This is a genomic window from Meridianimarinicoccus roseus (genome assembly GCF_003172915.1).
Taxonomy (GTDB): domain Bacteria; phylum Pseudomonadota; class Alphaproteobacteria; order Rhodobacterales; family Rhodobacteraceae; genus Meridianimarinicoccus; species Meridianimarinicoccus roseus.
Map to the genome: position 1 here is coordinate 190,096 of NZ_QGKU01000033.1, position 20,223 is coordinate 210,318.

Annotated in this window: 23 protein-coding genes; 19 read left to right on the forward strand and 4 right to left on the reverse strand. The window is 67.8% G+C overall.

The window, feature by feature from the left end:
* Positions 1-88 precede the first annotated feature (88 nt).
* The 5 genes from DKT77_RS11010 (at position 89) to DKT77_RS11030 (ending at position 4,747) form a co-directional block, all read left to right on the forward strand.
* Complete coding sequence (locus DKT77_RS11010) at positions 89-604, forward strand: OsmC family protein (protein ID WP_109811747.1); 516 nt, start codon at positions 89-91, stop codon at positions 602-604.
* A 67-nt stretch (positions 605-671) separates the two neighbouring features.
* Positions 672-1,742 carry a C4-dicarboxylate TRAP transporter substrate-binding protein gene (locus tag DKT77_RS11015; protein ID WP_109811748.1) on the forward strand — a complete coding sequence of 357 codons (1,071 nt, stop codon included), beginning with the start codon at positions 672-674 and terminating at the stop codon, positions 1,740-1,742.
* Positions 1,739-2,329, forward strand: a complete 591-nt coding sequence (locus DKT77_RS11020) for a TRAP transporter small permease subunit (protein ID WP_238547815.1) — start codon at positions 1,739-1,741, stop codon at positions 2,327-2,329. Before DKT77_RS11015 ends, DKT77_RS11020 begins: the two co-directional genes overlap by 4 nt.
* Positions 2,316-3,653, forward strand: coding sequence for a TRAP transporter large permease (locus tag DKT77_RS11025; protein WP_109811750.1), 1,338 nt, complete (start codon positions 2,316-2,318; stop codon positions 3,651-3,653). The genes DKT77_RS11020 and DKT77_RS11025 overlap by 14 nt, the downstream gene beginning before the upstream one ends.
* Positions 3,654-3,688: 35 nt before the next feature.
* Positions 3,689-4,747: a LacI family DNA-binding transcriptional regulator gene (locus tag DKT77_RS11030; RefSeq protein WP_109811751.1), complete on the forward strand. Its 1,059-nt coding sequence runs from the start codon at positions 3,689-3,691 to the stop codon at positions 4,745-4,747.
* Here the strand turns inward: DKT77_RS11030 and DKT77_RS11035 are convergent.
* Together DKT77_RS11035 and DKT77_RS11040 are read right to left on the reverse strand one after the other, a co-directional pair.
* Positions 4,693-5,418 (reverse strand): hypothetical protein, encoded by a 726-nt coding sequence (locus tag DKT77_RS11035; RefSeq protein WP_238547816.1) that lies wholly within the window; start codon positions 5,416-5,418, stop codon positions 4,693-4,695. The two genes, DKT77_RS11030 and DKT77_RS11035, sit on opposite strands and share 55 nt — an antisense overlap.
* A complete protein-coding gene (locus DKT77_RS11040; protein WP_109811752.1) occupies positions 5,415-5,777 on the reverse strand; it encodes a glycine zipper family protein in 363 nt (120 codons plus the stop codon). The genes DKT77_RS11035 and DKT77_RS11040 overlap by 4 nt, the downstream gene beginning before the upstream one ends.
* A 153-nt stretch (positions 5,778-5,930) precedes the next feature.
* Between DKT77_RS11040 and DKT77_RS20975 the strand changes: the two genes are divergently transcribed.
* Both DKT77_RS20975 and DKT77_RS11045 read left to right on the forward strand, forming a co-directional pair.
* Positions 5,931-6,083: a hypothetical protein gene (locus DKT77_RS20975; protein WP_238547817.1), complete on the forward strand. Its 153-nt coding sequence runs from the start codon at positions 5,931-5,933 to the stop codon at positions 6,081-6,083.
* Positions 6,084-6,142: 59 nt separating this feature from the next.
* Entirely contained in the window at positions 6,143-6,481 is a 339-nt protein-coding gene (locus DKT77_RS11045) for a hypothetical protein (protein ID WP_109811753.1), read from the forward strand.
* Positions 6,482-6,601: 120 nt separating this feature from the next.
* Here DKT77_RS11045 and DKT77_RS11050 read toward each other — a convergent pair whose 3' ends face one another.
* Positions 6,602-7,552, reverse strand: coding sequence for a LysR family transcriptional regulator (locus tag DKT77_RS11050; RefSeq protein WP_109811754.1), 951 nt, complete (start codon positions 7,550-7,552; stop codon positions 6,602-6,604).
* Between the two features lie 94 nt (positions 7,553-7,646).
* Here DKT77_RS11050 and DKT77_RS11055 point away from each other — a divergent pair, with 94 nt between their 5' ends.
* The 9 genes from DKT77_RS11055 (at position 7,647) to DKT77_RS11095 (ending at position 16,478) form a co-directional block, all read left to right on the forward strand.
* The gene (locus tag DKT77_RS11055) at positions 7,647-8,513 is read left to right on the forward strand and encodes an ABC transporter permease (protein WP_109811755.1); all 867 of its coding nucleotides are present in this window, start codon (positions 7,647-7,649) and stop codon (positions 8,511-8,513) included.
* Positions 8,513-9,307 carry an ABC transporter permease gene (locus DKT77_RS11060; protein ID WP_109811756.1) on the forward strand — a complete coding sequence of 265 codons (795 nt, stop codon included), beginning with the start codon at positions 8,513-8,515 and terminating at the stop codon, positions 9,305-9,307. Before DKT77_RS11055 ends, DKT77_RS11060 begins: the two co-directional genes overlap by 1 nt.
* Before the next feature lie 91 nt (positions 9,308-9,398).
* Positions 9,399-10,553 (forward strand): extracellular solute-binding protein, encoded by a 1,155-nt coding sequence (locus tag DKT77_RS11065; protein WP_238547818.1) that lies wholly within the window; start codon positions 9,399-9,401, stop codon positions 10,551-10,553.
* 59 nt (positions 10,554-10,612) lie between these two features.
* Entirely contained in the window at positions 10,613-11,698 is a 1,086-nt protein-coding gene (locus DKT77_RS11070; protein ID WP_109811757.1) for an ABC transporter ATP-binding protein, read from the forward strand.
* On the forward strand, positions 11,695-13,050 hold the full coding sequence (locus tag DKT77_RS11075; RefSeq protein WP_109811758.1) for an aminotransferase family protein: 1,356 nt from the start codon (positions 11,695-11,697) through the stop codon (positions 13,048-13,050). The genes DKT77_RS11070 and DKT77_RS11075 overlap by 4 nt, the downstream gene beginning before the upstream one ends.
* Before the next feature lie 4 nt (positions 13,051-13,054).
* Positions 13,055-14,002 carry a 3,5-dioxohexanoate:acetyl-CoA acetone transferase gene (kce, locus tag DKT77_RS11080; RefSeq protein WP_109811759.1) on the forward strand — a complete coding sequence of 316 codons (948 nt, stop codon included), beginning with the start codon at positions 13,055-13,057 and terminating at the stop codon, positions 14,000-14,002.
* Entirely contained in the window at positions 13,999-15,018 is a 1,020-nt protein-coding gene (locus DKT77_RS11085; protein WP_109811760.1) for a histone deacetylase family protein, read from the forward strand. Before kce ends, DKT77_RS11085 begins: the two co-directional genes overlap by 4 nt.
* A complete protein-coding gene (locus tag DKT77_RS11090; protein WP_109811761.1) occupies positions 15,015-16,112 on the forward strand; it encodes an NAD(P)/FAD-dependent oxidoreductase in 1,098 nt (365 codons plus the stop codon). The genes DKT77_RS11085 and DKT77_RS11090 overlap by 4 nt, the downstream gene beginning before the upstream one ends.
* Positions 16,113-16,130: 18 nt before the next feature.
* Positions 16,131-16,478: a RidA family protein gene (locus DKT77_RS11095; protein ID WP_109811762.1), complete on the forward strand. Its 348-nt coding sequence runs from the start codon at positions 16,131-16,133 to the stop codon at positions 16,476-16,478.
* Positions 16,479-16,535: 57 nt separating this feature from the next.
* Here DKT77_RS11095 and DKT77_RS11100 read toward each other — a convergent pair whose 3' ends face one another.
* Positions 16,536-17,003, reverse strand: a complete 468-nt coding sequence (locus DKT77_RS11100) for an Lrp/AsnC family transcriptional regulator (RefSeq protein ID WP_109811763.1) — start codon at positions 17,001-17,003, stop codon at positions 16,536-16,538.
* A gap of 188 nt (positions 17,004-17,191) precedes the next feature.
* On the opposite strand from DKT77_RS11100, the gene DKT77_RS11105 reads away from it, so the two are divergent.
* From DKT77_RS11105 to DKT77_RS11115, 3 genes are all read left to right on the forward strand, one after another.
* Positions 17,192-18,268: a pyridoxal-phosphate dependent enzyme gene (locus tag DKT77_RS11105; protein ID WP_109811764.1), complete on the forward strand. Its 1,077-nt coding sequence runs from the start codon at positions 17,192-17,194 to the stop codon at positions 18,266-18,268.
* A 174-nt stretch (positions 18,269-18,442) separates the two neighbouring features.
* Positions 18,443-18,640 carry a M24 family metallopeptidase gene (locus DKT77_RS20980; protein WP_238547819.1) on the forward strand — a complete coding sequence of 66 codons (198 nt, stop codon included), beginning with the start codon at positions 18,443-18,445 and terminating at the stop codon, positions 18,638-18,640.
* 330 nt (positions 18,641-18,970) lie between these two features.
* The gene (locus DKT77_RS11115) at positions 18,971-20,167 is read left to right on the forward strand and encodes an IS256 family transposase (protein WP_109809696.1); all 1,197 of its coding nucleotides are present in this window, start codon (positions 18,971-18,973) and stop codon (positions 20,165-20,167) included.
* Positions 20,168-20,223 lie beyond the last annotated feature (56 nt).

The window sequence follows — 20,223 nt, forward strand, 5'->3', positions numbered from 1 at the left end:
CGCGTTTGACCGGTGGCGCTGAAAACTTCAGCTTTCAGGAAACGCTGCGCAATCGTTTGCGCACCCGGTTCCGAAGGAAAGGCCCGCCATGACCAGCGCCGCGACACCCGACCCATCCCGCGACAAGATGTTCGACGTGATCTTCGAATCGAAGGGTGTTTGCGTCGGCAAGATGCGCAACGAAGTGACCAATACGGCGCACCAGCCTTTCCAGGTCAGCCGTATGCTCGCTACGGACGAAGGCCCTTTCCAGGGCGGCGAAGATACCTCGCCCACGCCGCTCGAATTTTTTCTGACCGGGCTCGTCGGATGCCTGATGACGCAGATGCGGGTCTTCGCCAAGCGCATGAAGGTGGACATGCGCGATCTCGAAGTGACCTGCCGCGCGCATTGGGAAGCCCACAAGGGCGATATCGGCCCCTACGAAGCGTCGCCGCGCGGGTTCGACATCGGGATCTCCATGAACTCCGACGCGTCCGACGACGATGTTCAGGCCCTGATCGAGGCCTCGAAGCGTGCCTGCTTCGTTGAGGCGACGCTCGCCCAGGCCAATTCAGTGACCCACAACCTGCGGCTCAACGCAGGGGAGGCGCGCCCGGTCTAGGGGCGCAGCGGCGGCCCGGCGACGGTGCAGCCACATTTCATCACACCCAAAGGGAGGACTATCGAACATGACCCTCAAGACCCGTGCGCGCATCGGCGCGGCCTTCGCGCTTTGCTCCGCGCTTGCCGTGCCCGCGAAAGCCCAGCAGGAAATCGACGTGACGATCGTCTCGGGCTTCTCGCCCGCCGTCGCCGTCGTGCGAATGCTGAAGGAAAGCTTCATGCCCGGCGTGGACGAGCGCCTCGCGGAAACCGGCAACTACAAGATCAACTGGCAGGAAGCGTTCTCCGGCACGCTCGCGAAGCCGGCGGGTGAGCTTGAAGCGATCCAGACCGGGCTGGCCGATATGGGCGTGATCCCGACCGGCTTTCATGCTGACAAGCTGCCGGTCTACCAGATCGGCTATGTCACGCCCTTCACCACCACCGACCTCGTGCTGATCCACAAGGTCGTGGACGGGCTGGTCGAGGAATATCCGGCCTTCCGCGACACCTGGACCAGCCTGAACCAGGTCACCCTTTCGGCCAGCGGCATCCCCGACAACTACATCCTGTGCTCGTCGAAGCCGATCAACTCTGTTGCCGATATCGAAGGGCTGAAGGTGGCGGGCGCGGGCCCGAACCTGCGCTGGATCGAACCGGCGGGCGCGACGGGCGTGACCGGCAGCCTCGGCAATTTCTACCAACTGGTGGAAACCGGCGTCGTCGATGCAATGCTGGTCTGGGGCGAAAGCGTCGTTTCGCTGAAATTCTACGAAGTGTGCAACAACTATTTCGACGCCAGCCTCGGCGGGGTGAATTCCTACGTCATCAATGCCAACCGTCAGGCTTGGGACCGTTATCCCGACGAAGTGAAGACCGCGATGATCGACGCCGCCAAGCAGTTCGGCATCGATATCGGCGAATTCGCGGCGCGGCTCGGGGCGCAGGCCAAGGACACGGTGCTCGAAAACGGCGGCACCGTGGTGGATATCGACCCGCAGGAGCGGATCGACATGGCCATGTCGCTGCCCAACCTCGCGCAGGAATGGGCTCAGGCGCTCGAAGCGCGCGGCGTGCCGGCGCAGGCGATCCTCGACGACTACATGCAGGCCATGCGCGACGCGGACCAGCCCATCGCGCGGCAGTGGGACGAGTGACGCCCCGAAAGGACCGTGGCCGCGGCGGGGACACCCCCCGCCCGGCCGCACCCGCATCTCCCGAAGCCGCCGGGCCGCCGGTGCTGACCCCGGTCACCACCGCGATGAACACGGTCGGCGCGTTGCTGGTGCTGGGCATGGTCGTCATCGTCAACATCGATGTGTTCGGCCGCTGGCTGGCCAACGCGCCGCTGGCCGGAACACTGGAGCTGACCGAAATGGGCGTCGTCGCCGTGGTCTACCTGACCATTGGACACGCTGTTGCCGGTCGCCGCCTGACCCGCTCGGACGCGGCGCTGGGGCTGCTGCACCGGCGCGGCCACCGACGCACCGAACTGGCGCTGCGTACGGTATTCAACGCCGCGGGCGCGACCGTGTTCACGATCATCGCCTGGGGCCAGCTGCCCCGGCTCGCTGATGCCTGGAACTACAACTACTTCAAGGGCAATGTCGGCATCTTCACCGCACCCACTTGGCCGCTCGAGGCGATCATGCTGACCGGCGCCATCGCCGCTGCGCTGCATTTCGCCGCGCTGACCGTGCGCCGCGCCCGCGCCCTGACCGGAGGCTCTGATGACCGGACTTGAAATCGGCCTGATCTCCGTCGTGGTGATCGTCGCACTGATCTACGCGGGGATGCATGTCGCCATCGCGCTCAGCCTTGTGTCCTTCTTGTCCGTCGCCCTGCAACGCGGCGATGCCGTGCTCGCCTCCAAGCTGCTCACGCTCGCCGCCGCCGACGGGGTCGCCGACCAGACCTTCGCAGTGATCCCGCTCTTCGTGCTGATGGGTCTGATCATGAGCGCGTCCGATGTCGGGCGAGACGCCTATGACGTGGCCGACCATTTCCTGCGGCGCATCCGCGGCGGGCTGGGGCTGGCCACGGTCTCCTCCAACGCGGTGTTCGCGGCGGTCACGGGCGTCTCCATCGCCTCGGCAGCGGTGTTCACCCGCGTCGCGGTGCCGGAAATGCTGCGCCTCGGCTACTCGCCGCGCTTCGCGGTGGGCACCGTGGCTGGCTCCTCCGTGCTGGGCATGCTGATCCCGCCCTCGATCCTGCTCATCATCTACGCGATCCTCACCGAACAATCGATCGGGCTGATGTTCTTCGCCGGCATCGGGCCGGGGCTGCTGCTGTCAGGCGTCTATTGCGCCGGGATCATCGGCATGGCCTACCTGATACCGCGCTTTGTCTACGACACCACGGGCCGGTTCTCGGACCCGGCGGCGACCGAAACCCCGCCGGAACGCGGCGCGGGGGAACTGCTGGGCAAGATCGCCCCGATCCTGGCCCTGGTGGTGATCGTGCTCGGCGGCATCTACGGTGGCATCTTCACCCCGACCGAAGCGGGCGCCGTCGGCGCCGCCGCCGCGCTGATCCTCGCCGTGGCGCGGCGCAAGCTGACGCTCAACGAGTTCTGGGGTGTGCTGAAGGAAACCGGCCACATCACCGCGTCGGTGTGTTTCCTCGTGATCGCGGCGACGATGTATACCCGTTCTCTCGGTCTGGCAGGGGTGCCGATTGAAATCGGCAACATGGTCCGCACCGCGACCGACAGCTTCGTCATCGTGCTTCTGATCTACATCGCCGTGATCCTGTTCCTTGGCACTATCATCGACAGCGTGTCGATCCTGCTGATTATGGTGCCGCTCTTCCTGCCGATCATGCAGGGCTTCGGCGCAGACCCGATCTGGTTCGGCATCATCACCGTCGTCGCGGTGGAGGTCGGCCTGCTGACTCCGCCGCTCGGTATGGCGTGCTTTGTCATCAAGGGCTGTATCGAGGACCCGCGCATCACGCTGGGCGATGTGTTCCTGGGCGCGCTTCCCTTCGCGGGAATGATGATCTTCGTGCTGGCGCTGCTGACACTCTGGCCCGATCTCGTCTATATCGACCGCTGGTTCGGGTAGACTGGGCCCCAGACACGCCGAACGGACGCCGCGCCATGCCCGACGACAAGACCGCCGCCCCGATCCGCCCGCGCTCCGCGCGGGTCAAGATCGCTGATGTGGCGGCGGCGGCGGGGGTACATGCGTCCACCGTGTCGCGGGTGCTGCGCGCCGACCGCACGGGCCGCGTGTCGCCAGATGTGGCGGCGCGCATCCGTGCCGTGGCGCACGACCTCGGCTACAGCGCCAATCCGTTGGCGGCCGGGATGCGCACGCGCTCCACCCGGTCGGTGGGCGTGATCGTGCATGACATAAGCGACCCGGTCTATCCGCCCATTCTGCGAGGTATCGAACGGCGGATGGGGCAAGCCGGGCACATGGTGGTGCTGGGCAATACCGGCTACGACCCGGCCGCCGAATTGGCTATGCTGGACCAGATGGCGGCGCGTATGATGGACGGGGTGATCCTCGGGACAACGCGGCGCGACGATCCGGTCGTGGCACGGGCGCGCGGGCTGGGCCTGCCGGTGGTGTCGGTTCTGCGCCGCACCGACGCGGGCCTGTGCAGCGCAGTGGCGAACGACTGCGCGGCCGGGATGCGCGCGATGGCGCAGGCGGTGCTGGAGCATGGGCACCGCGACATCGCCCTGATCGGCGCGCCGCAGGACCTGTCCACCGCGCGCGACCGGCACGAGGGGGTGACCGGCGCGCTGGCCGCGCACGGCTGCCCGGTGCCCGACGACCGGATCGCCTTCGTGCCGCGCATGGACGTGGTCCAGGGGCGGCTGGCGATGCAGGCGCTGCTGGCGCGCCGTGCCCACCCGCCCGAGGCGGTGATCGCGGTCAACGATCTCGTGGCGCTTGGGGCGGTGCAGGCCTGCCGCGATGCCGGACTCGACTGCCCGCGCGAGATTTCCGTGACCGGTTACAACGACATACCATTGCTGGCGATGTTCGACCCGCCGCTTGCCTCCGTGGCGATGGACCTGACCGGGATCGGTGCTCAGGCGGCAGACCTGCTGCTGGCGCATCTTGCCGATCCGGCGCTTGGGCCGCAGCTTCAGATCGTGCCCCCGGTGCTGCGCTTGCGCGCTTCGCTCGCCCGGCGGGGCTGAGCCCCCGTATCCGGATGCGGGCGCGTCGCGCCCGCACCGCGGAGCAGCCACAGCCCGATAAGCGCGAACCACGCGATGAAGCCCAGCCCGAACATCGCGCCGCCGGTCTCCGCCAGCGCGGGCACCAGCGTCGCCGCGCCCGCCGCGGCGATCACGCCGCCAAGCGCCAGGGTGGCGCGCCCGAAGACGCGGCGCCCGGCGATGCACACGCAGGCGAGCCACGCGGCGCCGGCGATCTCGATCCCGCCGCCCAGCCCGCTTTCGACCATGTGCGCCGTCTGCCAAAGCTGCGCGGCGCGCTCGGGCGCCGCGGCGTGCAGGTCGGCGACAAGTCTCACGCCGGACTGCGCGACCAGCCCCGCCGCCAGTACCAGCAGCGCCCAGAGCGTGCCCAGAGTGCGCGACAGCGCCGCGGCGCCGGGTGCGGCCGCGTGCAGCCGGTCCGCCAGCGCTGTGACGAGCACCGCCAGCGCCAGCCCGTTCAGCACGTAGATGGCGCCGAACCAGCCGCCCATCAGACCGGGCCGTGCGGCGATCAGCGCCGCGGCTCCGGTCGGGTCCGAACCGGCGTAGCCCGCGGGCAGCAACACCGTGATCAACAGCGCGAAACCGGCGACGTAGCTCGCCGCGCAGACCAGCGCGGCCCAGCCGCCCGCCCGTGCCAGCGTCATCCCACCACCCGGTGCCCGCGCCCGCGCATGCACTCCGTCACGATCTCTTCGCGTTTCTCCGTGCCGTCGGCCAGCGCCGATCCGCCGACGATGACCAGCCCGCCAAGTGCGGCTTCCTCCACGGTCAGGCTGTCGTCCAGCCCGCCGACCATCGCCCCGACCCCGGCGCCCAGGACGGCCGCCGCGATGGCCTCCTGGTTCAACTGGTCCTGCTCGCGCGCCAGCGCCCGGCAGGCTGCAAGGTCATGCTCGAAGGTGGCGCCGCGCGTGCCGTCGACGATGGGGGTGTAGTCCGCGCCGGCCCCGCAGGCCGCCAGCGCGACCGGCAGCAGTGCCGCCGGAATGCGTAGATGTCTCATGGTGTGATCCGTGTTGATGAAAGGGGCAGCACCGGAAGTGCCGCAGGCCGGTCTTCTAGCCGGCAGCGCCGCCGCGCCCCATGACCGTCGGTAACAGCCCGTTGGCCCGGTGTATCAAATCCGCGAACCGGATCACGACGGCAGGCCAGCCCGATGAAGAATCCGACCGTCGCCGCAAGAATGGCCACTACCAATGCCGATGACGCTGCGCGCCTCGGTGCCGACCGGGTGTTTCTGCTGCGCGCGGTCTACATTCCGGCGGGCGGCCTCGCGGACCCGGATGCGCGTCTGCCGCGCGATGCCTGACGTATCCTCAAGCGCGCCGCCGCCACTTCCCTGGCCAAACCTTCGCGCTGAAGGCCGAGGTGACCCATCCGCGCCCCGCCCGCGCTGCCGCCTGTGGCGAGATCTTCGGCATCCCGGTCCGTTTCGTGGCCGACCGCACCGCGCCGCGCATCGCGCCCGAAGGGCTGGCCGTCGAATTCGACGGCTCGGTTGCCTGTGCGTTGGGCCTGTTCGCCGACCGCGTCGAAGCGCCGATGCGAAAGCTGGAAAGCGGCGTCAGCCCGCGCGGCCGGATCGAGGCATACCCGCTGCCGCGCCTGCGCCGCGGCGACGTTTCGGCCCCGCGGTCACGTCAGACACTGCATCGCAGCCTCAAGGACGAAGGTACCAGTGTCGCCGCATGGCGAGCGACGACCTGACCGCGCGCAAGGTTTCGGTCGGGCAGGCGGCCTATTTCGTCGGGTTTTCCGAAGCCTCGACCTCCGTGCGAGGTTTCGGCACTGGACCGGCACCACCCCGGCCGAATTCGTCGCCGCCGCTCAGCGATAGGTGCGCGCGGCGATCGGCGTGGCCTCGATCCGGTCCAGCAGCCCAGCCAGAAAGGCTGCCTCGGCCCGGTTCAGCTGCGCGCGCGGGTTCCACACGACATGCACGTCAAGCGCGGGCAGCCGGTCATAGGGCGGCACCTGCCACAAAAGCCCTGCGGCCACATCACGCGCGGCCACGTGGACCGGCAGCGGGCCTACCCCCAGCCCGGCGACGATCATCCGGCGCACCTCTTCCAGGTGGCTCGACCGCCCGACGATGGCCTCACCGAGCCCCGCTTCGGCCCGCATCAGTGTCACCGGCTTCAACACGTCGTCCAGCTGGTCGGTTTCGAAACTGACCGACGCCTGACCGGCCATGTCCGCAGGACCCAGCCCGCGCCGCCCGAAGGCCGGGTGCGGCGGGCCGCAGAACAGGCCGAAGAACTCGCGGTAGAGCCGCCGGTATTCCAGACGCGGGTTGCGGTCGCGCACCAGGCACACCGCGAGCGCGGCGCGCATCGCCGTGACCTCGCCGATGGCATCGGGGCTGGGCATCACGTCCAGCCGCAGCCGTGCCTTGGGGTGGGCGGCATGAAAGCCCGCCAAAACCCCGTCGAACAGCGGGCACACCACATGGCTGGCCAGCGCCACGCGCACCAGCCCGGTCACCTCGTCGGTCACGTCGCGCAGGCTGGTCGCCAGCCGAAGGATGGACCCCTCGATCTCCACCGCCTCGCGGCGCAGGATCTCGCCAGCGCGGGTCAGGCGGAACCGCCCCGGCCGCCGGTCGATCAGCGGTTTGCCGATCCGGTCCTCCAGCCGCTTCAGCGCGGCCGACACGCTGGGCTGCTTGAGGCGCAGCGTCTCAGCCGCTTCGGTGATCGACCGGGCGTCGGCCAGCACGACGAAGGTGCGCAGCAGATTCCAGTCCAGGTCGCGGACAAGGCGCGCGGGGTCATCCATAGATCAAACCTATATCGACAATTCATCCTATCTATTTGATCTATGGTCCCGGGCCGGTCAATCCTGCGGTGACCAGTATCGGAACCGCCCGCGCATGTCCGTCGAAGCCCGAGAAGCCCGCCAGCCCTGGATACTGCTTTCACCCGCCCTGACCGCGCTGGTGCTTCTGCTGTTCGTTCCGCTGCTGTTCATCGTGGTCTATTCGTTCTGGCTCCGCTCCGCCGCAGGCGCCGATCAGGCGGGCTTCTATCTCGACAACTGGCGCGAGGCGCTTGGCGACGCGTTCTACCGCGACATCCTGCTCGGCACCCTGCGCATCGCCGCGATCACCACGCTGGTCTGTGCGCTGATGGGTTATCCGGCGGCCTACTTCATCGCGCGCTCAAAGGGCAACAAGGTGCTGCTTCTGTTGCTGCTGATGCTTCCCTTCTGGATCAGCTACATCATCCGCACGATGAGCTGGATCAACATCCTCGGCACCTCCGGCGCGCTCAATTCGGTGCTGCTGTCGCTCGGGATCGTCTCCGAACCGCTTCGGATGCTTTACAACGAAACCACCGTGATCCTTGGGCTGGTGCACTTCCTGCTGCCGTTCATGGTGCTCAACGTCTATGTCAGCCTTGACGGGATCGACACCAATCTTGAGGACGCGGCGAATTCGCTGGGTGCGACGCGCTGGCAGGCGTTCACGCAAGTCACGCTGCCGCTGTCGCTGCCGGGCCTCGCTGCCGGGGGACTGTTGTGCTTCGTGCTGGGGGCGGGAACCTACATCACGCCGCTCGTTCTTGGCGGACCCCGCGACGCGATGTTCGCCAACCTCGTTTACGAGGCGATCATCACGCAACTCAACTGGCCGCTCGGCTCGGCGCTGTCGCTGATGCTGTTGGCGGTGCTGGGCGTCCTGGTGGCGATCTACAATCGCTATCTCGGGATGGCGCAGCTTGCCAAAGGGCTGGGCTGATGCGGGGCTGGGGCTGGCACGCGATCACGCTCTGGACCCTGCTGGTCTATGGCTTCATGTTCCTGCCGGTCGGCGTGGTCGTGCTGCTGTCCTTCAATGCCTCGCAATTCGGGTCCTTCCCGATGACCGGCCTTTCGGGGCGCTGGTTCGTTGAGCTGTGGAACAACGACGCGATCATGCGGGCGTTTCGCACCTCGTTGATCCTGGGCCTGCTGACGGCGGTGATCTCGACCACGCTCGGCGTGCTCGCCAGCCTCGCGCTGGTGCGCTACCGGGTGCCGGGGCGCAACCTGATCTCCACGCTGCTGATCGCGCCGATCCTTGTGCCCGAGGTGGTGCTGGCCGTCGCGCTGCTGCTGTTCCTGAACTTCCTCGGGCTGCCGAAGTCGTTCCCGCTGCTGCTGGCGGGGCATGTCATCTTCACGCTACCCTTCGTGGTGCTGGTGGTGCAGGCGCGGCTCGTGTCGATAAAGCGCGACGTGGAAGAAGCGGCGCTCAGCCTTGGCGCCTCGCCTGTGCAGACATTCTTCGAGGTGACGCTGCCACTGATGATGCCCGCCGTGGCGGCCGGAGCGCTGTTCGCCTTCACGATCAGCTTCGACGACATCACCGGGACGCTGTTCTGGAAGCCCGGCGGGGTCGAAACCGTGCCGACGCAGATCTTCTCGATGTTGCGCAATTCCATCTCGCCCGAGATCAACGCGCTGGGGACCGTGATGATCGTGTTCACCGTCGGGTTGCCGCTGCTTGGCGCAGCGGTGGCGCGGCGGCTGGCGCAGCGCGGGGGCGGGTGACGGGCGAGATAGGGGGCCCCTGCCGGGTCCGACAAGAGTCTTACGGGAGTGCTACAAGATTCATATGAAAATCCGACAGGAGAAAACGACCATGACAAAGCGCATCGACGACACCACACGCTACCAGCGGCTGCTCGACCGCTACCGCGAGGGCGACCTGGATCGGCGGTCCTTCCTGGGCCTGATCGGGGCCGCCGGCATGGCCTACGGGATGCAGACGCCCTTTGCGAAATACGCGTCCGCCCAGTCGGTCGGGCAGGTCCGTTTCGACGGCTGGGGCGGGGTCGTGTCCGAAGCGTTCCGCGAACACGCTTTCGCACCCTTTACCTCCAAGACCGGCACCGAAGTGGTGGACGGCACCTTCTCGGGCGGCGACGAATACCTCGCGCAGGTTCGTGCCTCGCAGCCCGGCGAATACAACATCGCCCACCTGTCCGGGGTATTCGACTATGCACGCTATGCCAATTTCGACCTGACCACCGCGCTGAACCTCGACAATATTCCGAACATGGAACTGGTGATGACGCGGCTGGTGGAACCCTATCGCGCGATCACGCCCGACGCGCTGTCTGCGGTGCCGTATGATTACGGCACCACCGGTCTGGCCTACAACCGCAAGTATATCTCGGACGAGGAGATGCGCGAGAAGGGCGCATCCATCCTGATCGACGAGGCCTACAAGGACCGCATCGGCGGCTGGTCAGACTGGCGCACGCGGGTCTGGTACGGTGCGCTTCAGACCGGGCAGGATCCCAACAACATCGAGGACATGGACGCCGTTTGGGACGCAATCCGCGCCCACCGCGATCTTGCACTGAAATACTGGGGTTCGGGGGCCGAGTTGATGAGCCTGCTGGCCGAAGAGGAAATCTACGTCACCGAAGGCTGGTCCGGCCGGATCGCCGCCTTGCAGGAGCAGGGCCACGACATCGGCTACTACGATCCGCCGAACGGCTTCGGCTGGCAGGAGTGTCTGTTCGTTATCAAGGGCTCGCCCGTCGCCGCCTGTGAGGAACTGCTGAACTTCATGCTCGCGCCCGAGACTTCCATCGCCGTGGCCGAGGGGCAGAATTACCCGCCGGCGCTTGATGCCACCAAGGTAGATCTGGGCGCGAAGATCCCCACGCTGCCCGCCTTCGATGCGACCGGTACGCTGTCTGGGCTGACCTTCGCCGATCCGGCCTACTGGAACGGCAACGAGGCCGATTGGTCCAAGACCTTCAGCCGCGTCCAGCGCGGGTACTGACAACCCAAACCGGGGCCGCCCGACCTTCCGGGCGGCACCCTTGCCGGAGGCGCCCGCGCGTGAGCACCGTCACCCTGTCAAAAATCGTCAAGCGCTTCGGTGCCTTCACCGCCGTGCACGACACCTCGCTCGAATTCGGCGAGGGGCAATTCGTCACGCTGCTGGGCCCGTCCGGTTGCGGCAAGACCACGACTCTCCGGATGATCGCCGGGTTGCTCGATCCGTCCGAGGGCGACATCCTGATCGGTGGGCGGCGCGTCAACGACATCCCGATCCACAAGCGCAACCTTGGTATCGTATTCCAGAACTACGCGCTTTTCCCGCACAAGACCGTGGCCGAGAACGTGGCCTTCGGGCTGAAATACCGCAATGTTCCCAAGGACGAGGCTGCGCGCCGGGTGGCCGAGGCGCTTGACCTCGTGCAGTTGCCGCAGGTGGGCGACCGCTATCCGAAGGCATTGTCCGGCGGGCAGCAGCAGCGCATCGCGCTGGCCCGTGCCATCGTCATCGAGCCCGACGTTCTGCTGTTGGACGAACCGTTATCCGCCCTCGACGCGAACCTGCGCGAGGACATGCGGGTGGAACTGAAGCGCATCCAGGATCGGATCGGTGTCACCACGGTGTTCGTCACGCATGACCAGTCCGAAGCGCTGGCGATGTCCGACAGCATCGTCGTGATGTCGAACGGCCGCGTCGAACAGGTCGGCGCCCCGGAAGAAGTCTACAACACGCCCGCGTCCGAATTCGTGGCGCAGTTTCTCGGTGCGTCCAACATCCTGGCCGCCACTTGCACCGGCCGCGCGAACGGCACCGTGACGCTGGACGCGCCGGTGTTCGGCAGGCTCGGGATTCCCGCCGAAAGGGCGCCGCAGGTCGCGGGCGCGGGACCGGCCAAGCTGGTCCTGCGCGCCGAGAAACTGCACCTTGCAGCGCGCGGCACGACCGACGGACAGGCCGCCAGTGCTGATGCGGTGGTCGAGGCCGTGGATTACCAGGGGCAGGCGGCGCGGTACTTCCTGCGGGCAGGCGCGCATCGTTTTCAGGCGGTGAACATGATCGACGGGCGGCCCTTCGCGGCCGGCGCCGAAGTCACGCTTCATCTGCGCCCGCAGGACTGCGCCGCGCTGCCGGGAGACCCGGCATGAGCGGGCGTCCGGCAAGCCATCTGTTCTACCAGGGCCGCGGGCGAAAGCCCGTGCTGGAACAGGCGCGCGGCGTCTACATGTGGGACGTTGACGGCAAGCGGTATCTCGACGGCTCGTCCGGCGCGATGGTCTGCAACATCGGGCATGGCAATGACCGTGTGCTGGCGGCAATGCGCGCGCAGATGGACAAGGCGACCTTCGGATACCGGCTGCATTTCGAAACCGAGGCGTCCGAACGGCTGGCCACCAAGACGGCTGGTCTGATGCCGCCGGGTCTGAACCGCGTGTTCTTCGTCTCGGGCGGGTCCGAAGCGGTTGAAAGCGCGTTGAAACTGGCGCGGCAATACGCACTGGCGGTCGGGCAGGCGCAGCGCTGGAAGGTCATCAGCCGCTTTCCCAGTTATCACGGGGCGACGCTCGGGGCGCTGGCGGTGACGGGCTATGCACCGATGACGGCGCCGTTCGATCCGATGATGCGCCCGATGCCCAAGATCCCTGCGCCGCGCGCCTATCTCGACGGGCTGGATCCGGAAGATCCCGCTACGGGCCGCCACTATGCGGACATGCTGGAGACGAAGATCATGGAGGAGGGGCCGGAAACCGTGCTCGCCTTCATCGTGGAGCCTGTGGGCGGCGCGTCCACCGGGGCGCTGGTTCCGCCGGCCGGATACCTGCAGCGCGTGCGCGAGATTTGCGACCGGCACGGGGTGCTGATGATCACGGACGAAGTGATGACGGGTGCCGGGCGCACCGGCGCCTTCCTTGCCACCGATCACTGGGGCGTCCCGCCCGACATCATCGTGTTGTCCAAAGGCTATGCTGCAGGCTATGTGCCGCTCGGTGCGATGGTGGCGCATGAAAGGCTGGTGGAACCGGTGCTGGATTCTGGCGGCTTCATCCACGGCTACACTTATGCCGGCAATCCGCTAGCCTGCGCGGCCGGTCTTGCCGTCTTGGATGAGATCGAGCGTGAGGGCTTGATCGGCAACGCCGCCGCGATGGGCGAACGGCTGCGGGCCCGGCTGGACGGGCTGATGCAGAAATACCCCTTCATCGGCGATGTGCGCGGCAAGGGGCTGCTTCTGGCGTTCGAATTCGTGTCCGACCGCGCCAGCATGGCACCGCTGCCACCCGAGGCAAAGGCCTTCGACCGCTTTGTGCAGATCGCCTATGAACAGGGGCTGATCGTCTATGCCCGTCGCACGCGCGGGGGCTACAGCGGGGATCACATTCTGGTCTGTCCGCCCATGATCGTCACCGACGCGCATCTTGATGAGATCACCGAGGGGCTGGACCGGTCGCTGGCGCAATTCGCCGATGAGTTGGCCACGCGTGCCATGACCCCGGCTTGATCCGATGGCCCGCGTGATCCTGACCTGCGCCGTCACCGGCTCCATCCACACGCCGTCGATGTCGCCCCACCTGCCGGTCACGCCGGATGACATCGTGGCACAATCCGTGGCTGCGGCGCAGGCGGGCGCCGCGATCCTTCACCTGCATGCGCGCGACCCGGCCGACGGCCGCCCGTCGGCCACGCCCGCGCATTATGCGGCGACCCTGCCGCATATCGCCGCCGAAACCGACGCGGTGCTGAACCTCAGCACGGGGGGCAGCGCCGTGATGACGCTCGACCAGCGGCTGGAGGCCCCGCGCGCCTTCGCCCCCGAGATGTGTTCGCTCAACATGGGGACGATGAATTTCGCGCTCTACCCCATGGCCGCGCGGGTGACCGACTGGCTGCACGACTGGGAGCGCCCGTTCCTCGAAGGTTCGGACGACCTTGTGTTCCGCAATACGCCGCGCGACATCGCGCAGGTGCTGGAGCAGATAGGCGCGCAGCGCGGTGCCCGGTTCGAGTTCGAATGCTACGACACCGGGCACCTGCACATGCTGCGCCATTTCGCCGATCGCGGCGCGGTTGCCCCGCCCTTCTTCATCCAGTTCGTGTTCGGCGTGCTTGGCGGCATGGCGGCCGAACCCGAGACGCTGACACATATGAAACGGCTGGCCGACAAGCTTTTCGGGGACGATTACCTGTTCTCGGTGCTGGCGGCGGGGCGGCACCAGATGCCCTTCGCGGCGATGGCGGCGGCGATGGGCGGGCATGTCCGTGTGGGGCTTGAGGACAACCTGACCATCGAACGCGGCCGCCTTGCCACGAGCAACGCCCAGCAGGTCGCCCGCGCCCGGGCGCTGATCGAGGGGCTGGGCCACACCCTTGCCAACCCGGACGAGGCGCGCGCGATGCTGGGCCTGAAAGGCGCAGCGGCCACCACAATCCCGCAACCGGACCCGATTCAATGAAAGCTATCTTCGATCCGCGCCAGCGCGCCCATGACCCGCAGCATTTCATGGCGAACGGCACGCGCCTGCCCAGCCCCGAAAAGCCTGAACGCATCGACCGGCTTCATGGCGCGGCGCTGACGGCGGGCTGTGTGTTCGAAGCGCCGGCAGATCACGGCATGGGGCCGATCGCGGCGGTGCATACCCCCGAATATCTTGACTTCCTGCGCACGATCCATGCCCGCTGGCTGCGGATCGAGGGTGCGGCCTGCGAGGTGATCCCGAACATCCATCCCGCCAGCCGCACCGACAGCTATCCCAAATCCGCTGTCGGGCAGGCCGGCTGGCACCAGGCCGACACCGCCTGCCCGATCGCGGCGGGCACGTGGGAGGCGGCCTACTGGTCCGCCCAGACCGCCTTGAGCGGGGCGGAAGCGATCCTGGCCGGGGCGCGGGCCGTCTATGCGCTATCGCGTCCGCCTGGGCACCATGCCTTCACCGACCTGGCGGGCGGATTCTGCTTCCTGAACAATTCCGCCATCGCGGCGCAGCATCTTCTGGCGCAGGGGCTGCGACCTGCCGTACTTGACGTCGATGTGCATCACGGCAACGGCACGCAGGGGATCTTCTATGATCGCGGCGACGTGCTGACAGTGTCGATCCACGCCGACCCCGCACGGTTCTATCCGTTCTTCTGGGGCCATGGCCATGAACGGGGCAAGGACGCGGGGCTGGGCGCGAACCTGAACCTTCCGCTGGAGCGGGGCACGGGGGATGACGGCTTCCTAAGCGCGCTCGACACGGCGTTGGCGCGCATCGACGCGTTCGGCGCAGGCGCGGTAATTGTCGCGCTTGGCCTCGATGCGCATGTCAACGACCCGTTCCGTGGGCTGGCGGTCACGACGCCCGGCTTTGCGCGGATCACGGCGGCGATTGCAGGACTTGGCCGTCCGGTGCTTTACGTCCAGGAGGGCGGGTATCTTTCCGACGATCTCGGCCCGAACCTGACCAGCGCGCTGGAGGGTGCACAGGCATGAGCACGGCGGACATCATCGTGATCGGCGGCGGAATCGCCGGGATCAGCGCGGCGGCGGAACTGGCCGCCCGTGCCGATGTGCTTGTGCTGGAGGGCGAGGCCGCGCCGGGCTATCATGCGACAGGGCGGTCGGCGGCGGTGTTCATCCGCAATTACGGCAACGCCGTGCTGCGCGTGCTTTCGGGCCTGTCCGAACCGGTGCTGGCCGATCCGGGCGAACTGGCGGACGGGCCGCTGCTGAAGCCGCGGGGCGAATTGATGATCGCCACCGAGGCGGAACTGCCGCTTCTCGATGCCTACGCCGAGGGCGCGACGGGGCTGGAGCGGATCACCGGGGCGCAGGCCGGCGCGCTCTGTCCGCTGTTGCGGCCCGGCCATGTCGCCGCAGCGCTCTATGAACCGGGCGCGCAGGACATCGACGTGGACCGGCTGTTGCAAGGCTACCTGCGGCGGCTCAAGGCGCGCGGCGGACGGGTACAGTGCCGCGCCCCGGTCAGCGCGATCCTGCGCCAGAGCGATGGCTGGCGGATCACCGCGGGCGGGCGCGCCTACTCTGCGCCGCTGATCGTGAACGCGGCGGGCGGATGGGCCGACTCGGTGGCGCGCATGGCCGGGGCGGTGCCCCTGTCGCTCGTGCCGCTGCGCCGTTCCGCCGTCCTGGTGCCGCTGCCCGACGGGATCGACGCCGCAGCCTGGCCGGTGGTCGTCAGCGCGCCGGAGACCTGGTACGCCAAGCCCGACGCCGGGATGCTCATGGTCTCGCCCGCGGATGCCGACCCGGTGGAACCGCACGACGCCTGGCCCGAGGACATCGTGATCGCGGAAGGGCTGGACCGTTTCCAGCAGGCGATGGCGCTGGAGGTGACCCGCGTCGGGCGCAGCTGGGCCGGGCTGCGCACCTTCGCGCCTGACCGCACGCCGGTGGTTGGCCACGACCCGCAGGTGCCGGGCTTCTTCTGGCTGGCGGGGCAGGGTGGCTATGGCGTGCAGACAGCTCCGGCGCTGGCACAGCTTGCGGCGGCCCTTGTCACCGGCGGTGATACGGCCCCTTATGCAGGCACGCCCGCGGCGCTGTCGCCGGCCCGTTTCCACTGACCCGCAAGGACGCACTCCATGACCGACATCACCCGACTCGACACCGGCCCGCGCATGAGCCAGGCCGCCATCCATAACGGCACCATCTACCTTGCCGGGCAGGTCGGCGCGCCAGGCGCCAGCGTGACAGACCAGACGCGGGACTGCCTTGCGAAGGTCGATGCGCTTCTGGCGCGCGCGGGGTCAGACAAGACCAAGCTGTTGCAGGTCACGATCTGGCTGGCCGACATGGCCGATTTCGCCGAGATGAACGCGGTCTGGGACGCCTGGGTGCCCGAAGGTCACGCCCCTGCCCGCGCGACCGGCGAGGCCAAGTTGGCCACGCCCGATTACCGGGTGGAGGTCATCGCAATCGCTGCAGCCTGAAAACGCGCCAGCGCAGGGGCGCGGCCCGGTCGTGGCCCCTGCGGGCCGGCCGTGGCTTCAGGCCCCGTCCGAGCCGAGGGGCAGCCCGAAGCCGACCTTGACCCGGTCGATCACCACGCTGGTGGTGAAACGCGCGACATGCCCGCCGTCCAGGAAGTGACGCCGCACGAAGCCTTCGTATTCGGGCATGTCCCGCGCCGTCAGCAGCACGATGAAATCGGACGCGCCGGTCACGGCGTAGCATTGCATGACCTCGGGCGCGACACGCATCCGTTCTTTGAACTCGTCAAGTTCCACCGTGCCTTCGGTGACCAGCGTCACGCAAACCGCCATGACCAGCCCACGCCCCATCGCCTCGGGCGACAGGACCGCTATCTCGCGTTCGATCACGCCCGACGCGCGTAGCCGTGCGAGCCGCTTTCGGCAGGCATCGGGCGACAGGCCGACGCGTTGTGACAGTTGTTCCGATGTCAGCCGGGTGTCGTGCTGCAGCGCGTCGAGGATGCGCCGGTCCTGAATGTCCATGCCAGTTGTCCGCCCTTCGTCGTGCCTGCCCGAACCGCCGCGCGACACTGCCTGCCGTGGTTCGGCGGGGAAAGCTGCGAAATGACGCAGATGCACAGGAAAATGTCCGGAATGGGGCGCGTCGCTGGCATCGTCCTGCTAGGCTGGCCGGAACAGGTCGTACCAGATCCGTTGAAAGGCATCCCGGCATGACCCAAATCATCGAAAACCCCTACCGCAAGACCGGCTTCGGGTCGTCCAGCGGGCAGGCGGCCGTGCTGCCGGAAACCGATGCCGCTGCGGTAGCGCGGCTTCTGGCCGAGTGCCCGGCCCATGCGCCGACGCCGTTGCGCGATGTGCCGGGGCTTGCGCGCCGCCTCGGCGTGGCGCGTGTGTCGGTCAAGGACGAAAGCGACCGGATGGGGCTGGGCAGTTTCAAGGCGCTCGGGGCCGCCTTCGCCATCGCCCATGCCGCCGCCGCGCGGCGCAACGCGCGGCCCCACATAGCCTGGAGCGAGATTTTGCGCGACCAGACCTATGTCACCGCCAGTGCCGGAAATCATGGCATGTCGGTTGCCGCCGGCGCGCGGGTGTTCGGCGCACAGGCGGTGATCTTCCTGTCGGCCCCGGTGCCCGAAGCCTTCGCGCAGCGTTTGCGCCGGATGGGCGCGAAGGTCGTCCGTAGCGGTGAGACCTACGAGGACAGCATGGATGCCGCCGAAGGTCATGCCGTGCGCGCGAAGGCCGTGCTTCTGTCGGACAGTTCGTGGCCCGGTTACACCGATCTGCCGGGCAGGGTGATGCAGGGCTATTTGCAGATCGCCGCCGAAGTGGTTGCGCAGTTGGACCCGCCGCCGACGCATATCCTGCTTCAGGCCGGTGTCGGCGGGCTGGCGGCGGCGATGGCGGTGCACCTGCGCGCGGCGTGGGGTGACACACCGCTGGTAGGGGTCGTCGAACCCGTGGCCGCTCCGGGGCTAATGGCCAGCGTGCTTGCCGGGCACGCGACCATGACCTCGGGGCCGGTGTCCAACATGGGGCGGTTGGACTGCAAGATGCCCTCGATGGTGGCACTGGCCGGGCTGGCCCGCGACGCCGACTTGTTCATGACGGTGACTGACGTTCAGGCCGCAACGGCGGTGGACTGGCTGGCCCGCGAAGGGCTCAGCACCACGCCCTCAGGTGCCGCGGGACTGGCCGGGTGCGTCGTTCACGGCGCCGATCTTGGTCTCGATGCGGACGCGCGCGTGCTGCTGGTCCTCAGTGAGGGGCCCGAGCATGGTTGATGCTGCCGAGGTACGGGGACGACCAAGGCAGATCTGCGCCCGCAGGGCCGGGCGTTGCAGGCCGACATTTGGCGCGCCAAGATCGGCGCCCTGCTGCTGACCACGCCGGCGGATGTGTTCCACGTCACCGGGTTTCTGACGCGGTTATGGTAAAGCCCGCCGCGCCGTTGGGTCGTGCTGGTGCCGTCGTCGGGCGACCCGGTCGCCGTGATCCCCGAGATTGGCCCGCACCCGGACGCGCTGCGCCGGGCACATGCGCCGCTGTACGCTGCGACGGATGACGCGCTGGAGGCACTTCGCCCCGGAATGACGGAGTCTAACCTGCACGGCGCACTGTTCCGCGCGTTGACGGCGCAGGGGACGGTGGCCTGAAACGGGCGGCAGGGGCACGGGCTGGGCGTGACATTGACCGAATGGCCGTCGCTGACGCGGCTCGACCAAAACCGACGTGTGCCGGGTTGGTGCTGACGCTGGAGCCGGGGGCCGAGATCGCGCCGGGACGCATCCTTTTTCACCAGGAGTGATCGTGCTTCGCCAGAATGGTCCCGAACTTCAGCAGTGCCCCCGGACGTGGTGTAGGAGGAGGCCGCGCGCGGAGCCTCCGGCGNAGCGCAGCGCGCGGCCGGCGGTGACGCTGGCGGCCATCGCCGGTCTTCGGAGAAGGTTCGGGTTGCGAAACCTGGAACCGAACCGGAGACGACGATGACCGACGATAGAATGACCCTGATGGAGCTGGTGGAGAAGTCCGCCGACGAGGATCTCGTCCGCGACATGCTCGCCTATGCCGCCGAGCGGCTGATGGAGATGGAGGTCGAGGCTGCGACGGGCGCGCCAAAAGGAACGCGCACACCGGCGCGCACCACGCAGCGCAATGGATACCGCGAGAGAGGCTGGGAGACCCGCGCCGGCCGGATCGACCTGGCGATCCCGAAGCTGCGCAAGGGCAGCTACTTCCCGAGCTTTCTCGAACCGCGCAGGACGGCGGAGAAGGCCCTCGTGGCCGTCATCCAGGAAGCCTATGTGCACGGCGTCTCGACGCGCGCCGTGGACGATCTGGTGCGTGCCATGGGCGGGAGTGGCGTGTCTAAGAGCCAGGTGAGTCGGCTCTGCGCCGAGATCGACGAGCGCGTGCTGGCATTCCTCACCCGGCCTCTCGAGGGCGCCTGGCCCTATCTCTGGCTCGATGCAACCTACATCCGGGTGCGCGAGAACGGCCGGATCATCAGCCGTGCCGTAATAATCGCGGTGGCGGTCAACGGGGACGGCCGACGCGAGGTGCTCGGCGTCGCCACCGGCCCCTCCGAGGCGGAGACGTTCTGGACTGGCTTCCTGCGCTCTCTCGCCGATCGCGGCCTGCGCGGCGTGAAGCTCGTCGTGGCCGACGATCACAAGGGGCTCAGGGCCGCAGCCCGCCGAGTGTTCGATGCGACCCACCAACGGTGTCGCGTGCACTGGCTCAGAAACGCGCTCGCCCATGCCCCGGCCAAGAGCCGCACCGCCGTGGCCGCAATGCTCAAGACGATCTTCGCCCAGGAGACCAAGGCCGAGGCGGAGACCCAGTGGGACGCCATCGCCGACGCCCTCCGTGAGAAGAATGACCGGCTCGGCGCCATGATGGACGCCTCCCGCGACGACGTGCTCGCCTACATGGACTTCCCCAGGGAGCACTGGGCGCAGATCAGCTCGACCAACCCGCTTGAGCGCGTCAACAAGGAGATCAAGCGCCGTTCCAATGTCGTCGGGATCTTTCCGAACGACGCGGCCATCATCCGTCTGGTCGGCGCGCTGATGATCGAAACCAACGACGAGTGGGCCGTCGCGCGCCGTTACATGGGGCTGGAGTCGCTGGCCCGCATCACCGATACTCACAACGTCAGACTGCCCGCCGTGGCGACCTGACCAACTCGAGCCTCTCCGAAGGCCGGCCCTCTTACACCACGCCGCGGGGCACTACC

Coding starts and splice junctions, on each gene's coding strand:
- DKT77_RS11090 (WP_109811761.1), top strand. CDS start 15,015: ATGAGCACGGCGGACATCATCGTGATCGGCGGCGGAATCGCCGGGATC.
- DKT77_RS11035 (WP_238547816.1), bottom strand. CDS start 5,418: ATGACGCTGGCACGGGCGGGCGGCTGGGCCGCGCTGGTCTGCGCGGCG.
- DKT77_RS11050 (WP_109811754.1), bottom strand. CDS start 7,552: ATGGATGACCCCGCGCGCCTTGTCCGCGACCTGGACTGGAATCTGCTG.
- DKT77_RS11095 (WP_109811762.1), top strand. CDS start 16,131: ATGACCGACATCACCCGACTCGACACCGGCCCGCGCATGAGCCAGGCC.
- DKT77_RS11010 (WP_109811747.1), top strand. CDS start 89: ATGACCAGCGCCGCGACACCCGACCCATCCCGCGACAAGATGTTCGAC.
- DKT77_RS11075 (WP_109811758.1), top strand. CDS start 11,695: ATGAGCGGGCGTCCGGCAAGCCATCTGTTCTACCAGGGCCGCGGGCGA.
- DKT77_RS11105 (WP_109811764.1), top strand. CDS start 17,192: ATGACCCAAATCATCGAAAACCCCTACCGCAAGACCGGCTTCGGGTCG.
- DKT77_RS20975 (WP_238547817.1), top strand. CDS start 5,931: ATGAAGAATCCGACCGTCGCCGCAAGAATGGCCACTACCAATGCCGAT.
- DKT77_RS11065 (WP_238547818.1), top strand. CDS start 9,399: ATGACAAAGCGCATCGACGACACCACACGCTACCAGCGGCTGCTCGAC.
- DKT77_RS11085 (WP_109811760.1), top strand. CDS start 13,999: ATGAAAGCTATCTTCGATCCGCGCCAGCGCGCCCATGACCCGCAGCAT.
- DKT77_RS11055 (WP_109811755.1), top strand. CDS start 7,647: ATGTCCGTCGAAGCCCGAGAAGCCCGCCAGCCCTGGATACTGCTTTCA.
- DKT77_RS11030 (WP_109811751.1), top strand. CDS start 3,689: ATGCCCGACGACAAGACCGCCGCCCCGATCCGCCCGCGCTCCGCGCGG.
- DKT77_RS11060 (WP_109811756.1), top strand. CDS start 8,513: ATGCGGGGCTGGGGCTGGCACGCGATCACGCTCTGGACCCTGCTGGTC.
- DKT77_RS11115 (WP_109809696.1), top strand. CDS start 18,971: ATGACCGACGATAGAATGACCCTGATGGAGCTGGTGGAGAAGTCCGCC.
- kce (WP_109811759.1), top strand. CDS start 13,055: ATGGCCCGCGTGATCCTGACCTGCGCCGTCACCGGCTCCATCCACACG.
- DKT77_RS11015 (WP_109811748.1), top strand. CDS start 672: ATGACCCTCAAGACCCGTGCGCGCATCGGCGCGGCCTTCGCGCTTTGC.
- DKT77_RS11025 (WP_109811750.1), top strand. CDS start 2,316: ATGACCGGACTTGAAATCGGCCTGATCTCCGTCGTGGTGATCGTCGCA.
- DKT77_RS11040 (WP_109811752.1), bottom strand. CDS start 5,777: ATGAGACATCTACGCATTCCGGCGGCACTGCTGCCGGTCGCGCTGGCG.
- DKT77_RS11100 (WP_109811763.1), bottom strand. CDS start 17,003: ATGGACATTCAGGACCGGCGCATCCTCGACGCGCTGCAGCACGACACC.